8 protein-coding genes are annotated in these 8832 nt (G+C 41.6%); all 8 read left to right on the forward strand.

Annotation, left to right across the window (positions count from 1 at the left end):
• Positions 1 to 712: amidohydrolase family protein (locus WAK81_RS13440; protein WP_422197516.1), on the forward strand; the 712-nt coding region annotated here is incomplete at its 5' end.
• A 605-nt stretch (positions 713 to 1317) separates the two neighbouring features.
• The gene (locus WAK81_RS13445; protein WP_422197518.1) at positions 1318 to 2325 is read left to right on the forward strand and encodes a DUF1852 domain-containing protein; all 1008 of its coding nucleotides are present in this window, start codon (positions 1318 to 1320) and stop codon (positions 2323 to 2325) included.
• 42 nt (positions 2326 to 2367) lie between these two features.
• The gene (locus WAK81_RS13450) at positions 2368 to 3396 is read left to right on the forward strand and encodes a methionine synthase (RefSeq protein WP_422197520.1); all 1029 of its coding nucleotides are present in this window, start codon (positions 2368 to 2370) and stop codon (positions 3394 to 3396) included.
• A 92-nt stretch (positions 3397 to 3488) separates the two neighbouring features.
• Positions 3489 to 3983, forward strand: a complete 495-nt coding sequence (locus WAK81_RS13455) for a flavin reductase (RefSeq protein ID WP_422197522.1) — start codon at positions 3489 to 3491, stop codon at positions 3981 to 3983.
• Positions 3984 to 4246: 263 nt separating this feature from the next.
• A complete protein-coding gene (locus WAK81_RS13460) occupies positions 4247 to 5500 on the forward strand; it encodes an MgtC/SapB family protein (RefSeq protein ID WP_422197530.1) in 1254 nt (417 codons plus the stop codon).
• Positions 5501 to 5611: 111 nt separating this feature from the next.
• Positions 5612 to 7297 (forward strand): phosphoethanolamine transferase, encoded by a 1686-nt coding sequence (locus WAK81_RS13465; protein ID WP_422197524.1) that lies wholly within the window; start codon positions 5612 to 5614, stop codon positions 7295 to 7297.
• 1 nt (position 7298) lies between these two features.
• Positions 7299 to 7970 carry a response regulator transcription factor gene (locus WAK81_RS13470; protein ID WP_422197526.1) on the forward strand — a complete coding sequence of 224 codons (672 nt, stop codon included), beginning with the start codon at positions 7299 to 7301 and terminating at the stop codon, positions 7968 to 7970.
• Positions 7971 to 7975: 5 nt separating this feature from the next.
• The coding region (locus tag WAK81_RS13475; RefSeq protein ID WP_422197528.1) for a histidine kinase dimerization/phospho-acceptor domain-containing protein at positions 7976 to 8832 on the forward strand (857 nt) is incomplete at its 3' end.

Here is an 8832-nt window from a genome sequence, read left to right on the forward strand (position 1 = left end):
CCTGCGCCGTTCAGGCATTCGCCCGATTGAGAGTCTGCAAAAACTGGGCTTGCTGGATCTGCCTAAAACCTTGTTGGCACATTGTGTCTGGGCAGATGCAAATGAAATTCAGATTTTAAGGCGACATGCGGTCGGTGTAGCCCATAACCCGATTTCCAATATGAAATTGGCCTCCGGTGCTGCGCCTGTTGTTGAAATGCTACGTCAAGGTGTTGCGGTAGGTTTGGGTACTGATGGAGAAAAAGAAAACAATAATCTGGATCTATTTGAAGAAATGAAAACGGCGTCATTACTGGCTAAATTTTCTTCGCTGGATGCAGCTGCACTGGATGCCTGGTCAGTCTGCCAAATGGCTACGATTACAGGGGCAAAAGCCTTGGGTATGCAAGATGAAATTGGTTCATTGGAAGTCAGTAAGCAGGCTGACCTGATTGCAGTGAAATTGGATACACCGCGGATGACGCCGTTAATTGATCAAGGAAAATTATTTAATTTGCATACCAATTTAGTGCATGCGGTTCAAGGTCAAGATGTCGTGATGACGATGGTGGCAGGACAGATTGTGGTTGAAAATGGTCGCTTGATAAATGCCGATTTACAGGCTTTAATTGATCAAGTCAATCAGGCGGCGCCACGCTTGTTTGAGCGTCGTGATCAGTGGTTTGCAAATCAGGGGCAAACGATGAATGAATTACAGCGGGAAGAATTTTAAGATTTACGTGGATGTTGAGGTTATCCATTGATAATAGGGCGACCTCAGAGGCCCAATTCTCATCTGCACTTATCAAGAGTTTGAACTTTGAATGAACTAATATTATGTGCATATCTAGGTGATTACACTTGGGTGCTGAGAAATAGGCTGGGAATTTGCATAATATGAGAGGTTGTTTCTGCTGAATTGAATCGGCTTTTTCAAGTCACATTTTTCTAACGAATGATTTAAATGAAATTAAACAGAGTGAATAGAATGATATTTTTTAATCTTTAGCTGAGTTTAATTCATCTACTCCTAAAATGTATCTAATCCACTATAAACCATTCTTCGAATTTATTATTCACTTCCACCTACTTAATATTTAATTGAATTTATTTTAAGTCATTAATATTAATCATTTTATCATATATTAAATCCTAAAATTACATAGAAAAAATCTGTCATTTTTTCTTCTTTAAGTGATCCTGATATCTTAAGAAGAACCAATCGTGAGTAATATTCACTTTTCATTGAGTTTAAATCATTTTTATTCATCTTAACGTTCACGTATAACTAGGTTCATTCAGAAATTTGGTTATTAGAACTTAGGGCAGTGGATCACAATGAGTAAAAAGTTTGCATGTTCAATTAAGCGCATTCGTTTTGACGAAAACTATCAACCTGCAGATAACACACGTCTGACGACGAACTTTGCTAATTTGGCGCGTGGCGAAAGTCGCGAACAGAATTTGCGTAACACTCTACGAATGATCAATAACCGTTTTAATGCATTGGCACATTGGGATAACCCAAAAGCAGACCGTTATTCAGTTGAAATCGATATTATTTCAGTTGACCTGGATGTTGAAGGAAATGGTAAAACATTCCCTGCAATTGAAACTTTAAAAACTACGATTGTTGATCATCACACTCATCAGCGTATTGATGGCATGATTGGCAACAGTTTCTCGTCTTATGTCCGCGATTATGATTTTAGCGTGGTACTTCCTGAACATATCAAGAAAAATCCAACATCGACCAAGCCAGAAAATTTTGGTGATTTACACGGAAAGCTTTATCAATATCTCGTAAATTCTGAAGTATTTAAAGCAGAATTTAAAAAACAGCCTGTGATTTGTTTGAGCGTTTCAACCTCGAAAACCTATTACCGTACCGCGAATGTGCATCCTGTATTGGGTGTGGAATATAAAAATGATGAGCATTCACGCACCGATGAATACTTCGCCAAAATGGGCTTAACCGTCCGTTATTTTAAACCTGAAAATGGTGCTGCACCTTTAGCATTTTATTTCGCAGGTGACTTATTACGTGATTATACCGATCTGGAGTTGATCAGTGCGATCAGCACCATGGAAAGCTTCCAAAAGATTTACCGTCCTGAAATTTATAATGCGAATTCTGCTGCGGGTCAGGTGTATCAACCCAGCCTTGAGTACCCAGATTATTCATTGACTCAAATTGTGTATGACCGTGTTGAGCGTGGTCAGTTGGCAGTGAAGCAAGGGAAGTGGACGGAAGAACACTTTATCCAACCTTATAAAGACATTCTGGAGCAATGGGCTGCCGAGTTCACGATTAAAAATACTGCCGACCAAGAACGTGCTGCCTAATTTACAACATAGATTAACGAATATAGAGATAGAAGATTAAACATGGCTATTTTACTCCCAACATCAACTGCTGGCAGCTTACCGAAACCGTCTTGGCTGGCAGAACCTGAAAAACTTTGGTCACCCTGGAAATTGGAAGGCCAGGAATTATTGGATGCAAAACAAGATGCACTGCGTTTGTCATTGCATGAGCAACAGCAGGCAGGCATTGATATTGTCAGCGATGGTGAACAAACCCGTCAGCATTTTGTGACGACATTTATTGAGCATCTAGAAGGTGTAGATTTTAATCAACGTGAAACGGTAAAAATCCGTGACCGTTATGAAGCGAGTGTGCCATCTGTAGTCGGTGAAGTTTCTCGTCAAAAGCCCGTGTTTGTTGAAGATGCAAAGTTTTTACGTTCACTCACAGATCAGCCGATTAAATGGGCGCTTCCTGGTCCAATGACCATGATTGATACCTTATATGATGGTCACTACAAGAGCCGCGAAAAACTCGCCTGGGAATTTGCCAAGATCCTGAATCAGGAAGCTCGTGAACTTGAAGCCGCTGGCGTAGATATTATCCAATTCGATGAACCTGCATTTAACGTGTTCTTCGATGAAGTGAATGACTGGGGTGTGGCGACTCTAGAGCGTGCGCTTGAAGGTCTGAAATGTGAAACTGCGGTACACATTTGCTATGGTTATGGTATTAAAGCCAATACCGATTGGAAAAAGACCTTAGGCTCAGAATGGCGCCAATACGAAGAAGCATTTCCGAAACTGCAAAAATCAAAAATTGATATTGTGTCGCTTGAATGTCACAACTCACGTGTCCCGATGGATCTGATCGAATTGATTCGTGGTAAAAAAGTGATGGTGGGTGCTATTGATGTCGCAAGCAATCAAATTGAAACAGCTGAAGAAGTAGCAAACACTTTACGTAAAGCACTTCAGTTTGTGGATGCAGACAAACTATATCCATCAACCAACTGTGGCATGGCGCCACTTGGTCGCCAAGTGGCTCGTGGCAAACTCAATGCACTCAGTGCAGGTGCTGAAATTATTCGTCAGGAATTATCTCACTAATTAAAGTGAATCCATGATGCTTTTAAAAGATTGAAAGCATCATTTGAGTGATATAACGCTCTTTATAAAAAGTTGAATGTTGGAATACGGTGATGGTTGAAGCGACAGACTTTAGAAACGCAATGTCTTTATTAACAAGTGCAGTGAATGTAGTGACCACGATGGGCGATTCAGGTCGTCATGGCTTTACTGCATCTGCCGTGTGTAGCGTGACCGATACACCACCAACATTGTTGGTTTGTATGAATAGATCATCGCGTTCTTATATCAACTTTGTTGAAAATAAAGTGCTGTGCGTAAATGTACTGAGTACAGATCAGGCGAATCTTTCAAATGCTTTTGCATCTTCAAAATTCAGTTCTGAACAACGATTTGAACAGGGTGAGTGGACTGAATTAGAAACGGGTTCTCCTGTACTTCAAGATGCACTGGTGAGCTTTGATTGTGAAATTGGGCAGATCCAGGAAGTCGGTACACATACGATTTTGATTTGTTCGATTGTTGCCATTCAACGGAATCAGGAAGATCAAGCCCTAGTTTATTTTAACCGTGCCTATCATCAGGTCGGGGAAACAGAACCTGCCTAATCCTGGATCTGATGTAGGATTAAAATATTTTAGATTTAAAACCTTATTAACTTCTGTAATTTTGATTAAACTGGTCTACTAAGAATAGGGAATTATGTAGACCATAAACAAGGATGAATGGCAGACTGATCCAATAATTTGCAGCTATCTATAGCTCAGAATTTAAAGATACAGTGATTAAATTGATGGGCTGCTTTAAAGAACTGTTTATATACTAAAAATACGCACTGTCACTGGATGACACAAGGTGAATGCTCTTGAATATGCTTTTGCAAAGTTTATCTTTTCAGGAATTACTGACCATCATGTTGTCGGCATTAGGCTGTGGGCTTTTAATTGGGCTTGAGCGTGAACGTCATAAGAACAATAACAATGAGCAAAGTTTTGCAGGATTAAGATCATTTACGATTACAGCTTTATTGGGTGCTTCATGCTTCCTTTTGCATCTCTATATTGGGGTGATAGGAGCCGTAGCGGTCAGCCTATTCTGTGTATATAGCCTGTTTCAACAGAAGCAGGATATCGGCTCTACCACTGAACTGGCTTTTTTGATGACCTATATCATTGGCGCTGTTTGTGTGTGGAATATTCCACTTGCTGCAGGGATGGCGGTTCTACTCACGATCATCCTGATGGGCAAACAGACACTGCATCAATTTGCCGGAAAAACGATCCAAAGCTATGAGTTAAGGGATGGACTGCTTTTATTGGCTTTGATATTGATCGCCTTGCCGGTCATGCCCAATAAACCTTTGTGGGGCGCCGTGTTGAATCCCTATATCATCCTAAAATTACTCATTTTAATCTTGATTGTTCAGTCCATGGCACATGTGGCAAAACGAATCCTGTCCAATGATAAGGCCCTTATTTTATCTGCCTTAGCCTCGGGATTTGTCTCCAGTACGGCCACGATTGCCAGTTTAGGCATGCAAGTCCGATCCGGACAGGCCAGTGCTAAATTAAATGCAGGTGCTGGATTGATCTCCTGTATTGCCACCTTATTACAGCTCTTGCTGATTGTTCTGGGAGTGAGCGTAGAATGGTTCAAGTTCCTGCTGATTCCGAGTTTGGTGGGGATCGGAATTTTATGTATTGCAGCCGGATTCTTGATTCATCGAACTCCCCAAGCGGATAACAGTACGACCATCAATGAAATACAAGAAATTGATAGCCGGATGTTCAGTATAAAAGAGGCGGTGATTATTGCGGTCAGTTTGACCTTAATCCAGGCAGGGATTTACGGCGCGAATCTTTTACTGGGGGATAGCGGCTTAATTTTAGGTACTTTTTTAGCCTCTTTATTTGAAGTGCATGCTGCTGTAGCAGGTGTAGTAATACAAGGAAATCCTCATAACCTGACTTTAATTTATGCTGTCATGATTGGACTTGCGGCACATGCGGTGTCTAAAAGTATCAATTCTTTTGTGACCGGGGGATGGAAGTTTTTTCTGTATTTTGCGCCTAGCCAGATTCTACATATGTTAGGGCTTATCTTTATTCTTCTGAGTTTGAAATAAAGAAGAGCTGGTTTGCATATATTATGAAAATGAAATGATCCAATCATTTTAAGCCATTTTTAAGTTTCAGATTCTAGGCTAAAGCATCTTAAAGTCTTTGAGCCATGGATTATGCTGAAGCTATTTTCCCATTCTTCTTTTTTTAGTCAGCAACCGAAAAAGTCGATCAGTCTTTTAGGTTTTAACGTGTTGCTGGCTATTTGGCTGGGATTAATCCTAAACTTTGCTTTCTATCAGAAAATCCATGAATTCACTCCTTATACCAATCTAAAAGCAGGTCTATTACTTGTCGCCACGGCACTGATCATTATTGCGTTTTACAATCTGGTATTACAGTGGCTGAACTGGAAATGGAATGCCAAAATACTGGCCAGTGTCCTGATCATTCTGGGTGGTTTTAGTGCTTATTTTGTCAATAGTCTGGGGGTTGTTATTACGCCTGACCAGATCCAGAATATGCTGCAAACCGATGCCCGTGAAGTTCGTGATCTCTGGTCAATGCGACTGATCATCTGGACACTGGTGTTTGTGGTTTTTCCACTCTGTATCGTCTGGATGCTTAAAATACAGCCTGCATCGCTTGGGCGTCAAATCTTACAAAAAGGCTTGAGCAGTATAGTCTCACTCGGACTGATTCTAGGTTTATTGTTCTGTTTCTATGTCGATTATGCTGCCATCTTCCGCGAGCACCGCGACCTGAAGGGTATGCTTTCTCCACAAAACAGCATCGCGTCCACTTTGTCCTATTATAAAAAGAAAGCACCTAAAGCGAATTTACCTTTAATTACTTATGGCGAAGATGCCCATCTGCTACAGCAGGCCAAAATGCAGGAGCACCCCAAATTGATGGTGCTGGTTGTTGGAGAAACTGCACGTGCCGAGAGTTTCGCTTTAAATGGCTATGCGCGCAATACCAATCCTGAACTGAGCAAGTTAGCAGTAATTAATTTCAATCAGGTCAGCTCTTGTGGAACTGCAACAGCCGTTTCAGTCCCTTGTATGTTTTCGGGCATGTCACGTGAAACCTATGATGAACAGCTAGCCAGCCACCGAGAAGGTTTGCTGGATATTGCGCAGCGCGCCGGTTATCAGGTGACCTGGATTGATAATAATTCGGGCTGTAAAGGTGCCTGTGACCGGGTACAAAAGTATCAGATTCCGGCACAACTGAAACAGAAGTGGTGTGATGCTGGTGGTGAATGTTTTGATGAAATCCTGGTGGATAGCCTGAAAGATTATCTGGCGCATCTGGATAAAAACAACCCGAAACCACAGTTAATTGTACTGCATCAGATGGGTAGTCATGGTCCCGCATATTTCAAGCGTTCCAAAGCACCATATCAGCCATTTCAACCGACCTGTAATAGCAATACCATTCAGGGCTGCAGTACAGAAGAATTAAAGAATAGCTATGATAATTCGATTGTATATACAGACCATGTTCTTGCCCAGATCATTGAAACTTTAAAGCAGCAGACTCAATATCAAACCGGTTTCTGGTACCTGTCTGATCATGGAGAATCCACCGGAGAGCATGGTTTATACCTGCATGGTGCTCCTTATAGCATGGCGCCCACTCAGCAAACCCATATCCCGATGCTGATGTGGTTCTCCGATACCTGGCAACAGTACAATGCCCGGCAGCTAAACTGTTTAAAAACACAGACCGAACAGGCCCGTAGTCAGGATCATCTTTTCCCCAGCTTATTAAGTATGCTGGATATAAAAACGCAAGTGATTGAAGCTAAAAATGATATGCTTGCACAATGCTCATCATCATTAAAAAACAGAGCTTGAGATGCATAAAATACTGATTATTGAAGATGACTTTATGATTGCCGAGTCGACTGAAACATTGCTCAAGCTGCATCAGTTTGAGGTGTACTGGGTCAATAATGGGATTGAGGGTTTAAAACAGTTACAGCAGCAGGCATATGATATTGTCCTGCTCGATTTAGGCTTGCCAATGATGGATGGTATGCTGGTACTAAAAAATATCCGGCAGAAGTTTCCAAATTTACCGGTACTGATTATCTCCGCCCGGGATCAATTACAAAACCGGGTGGATGGGCTAAATCAAGGAGCAGATGATTACTTGATTAAACCCTACGAATTTGACGAGTTGCTGGCCCGTATTCATGCCTTGCTGCGCCGTAGTGGCTTCAAAAATACCGGCACAGATATCCATAAGAAGTTAGCATACAGTGGGCTGGAACTGGACTTGGAACAGCACATCGCATGCTTTAATGGTGAACCGATCGAGTTGTCTAATCGGGAATGGTCTATTCTCACTGCACTCCTCATGCATCCTAGCAAAATTTTTTCTAAAAATGATCTGGAAGACAAGCTTTATGACTTTGATAGTGATGTCAGTAGTAATACGGTAGAAGTCTATATCCATCATCTGCGGGCAAAATTAGGAAAAGACTTCATCCGTACCATACGTGGGCTAGGATATCGCTTAGGATGAGCGCCATGCAGAAACGTTATTCCTTGCAAAAACGTTTGGTTATTTATATTTCATTATTTAGCGTAGTACTGGGCTGTGTGCTGATCTTTGCGGCATACCGGATTGCGCGCGAAGAAATTAATGAAGTACTGGATAAACAGATGCAGAGTTTGGCAGAGCGCATTTCAGAAAATCATCCGAAACCCTTACAAAGCCAAATCGATCTAGCAAAACAATACAGTGAAGAAGATTTATTTGTAGATATCTGGTCCTATACAGATACAGCCACCTCCTTGCATCCGCAGGATGTTCTGGTTGCACCGGTCAGGAAAGCAGGTTTCTACAAGCATCAAACGCCGTATGGAACCTGGTTAACTTATATTATTCCTGATAAGCAATTACAGATTCAGGTGAGCCAGCAGCAAAATGTCCGGCAGGAACTGGCTCTGGAACTGGCAGCCAATATGTTTCTTCCTTATGTGCTTTTTTTACCTTTTGCAGTATTTGGCTTAGGCTGGATGATCCGGAAAAATTTTCAGCCCCTTAATGATTTTAAAACTGAATTGGCTAGCCGCAAGGCACAAGACTTAAAGCCAATTGCAATGAAAGATTATCCCCTAGAGCTGGAACCGACTATTCAGGAAATGAATTATCTGTTTGGCCGAATTTCTCTGGCCCAACAGGAACAACGTCAATTTGTGGCGGACTCTGCACATGAACTACGTACGCCACTGACGGCCTTGAATTTACAGTTACAAATTTTGCTGCAGCAGTTCCCTCAAAGCGAGTCTATCCATAATTTGAGCCAAGGCATTTTGCGTATGCAGCATCTGGTCAACCAGTTATTAAGTCTGGCCAAACAGGATGTGACCGAAGGTTTAAG

Origin of the sequence: Acinetobacter sp. (assembly GCF_049284435.1) — a bacterium.
Classification (GTDB): domain Bacteria; phylum Pseudomonadota; class Gammaproteobacteria; order Pseudomonadales; family Moraxellaceae; genus Acinetobacter.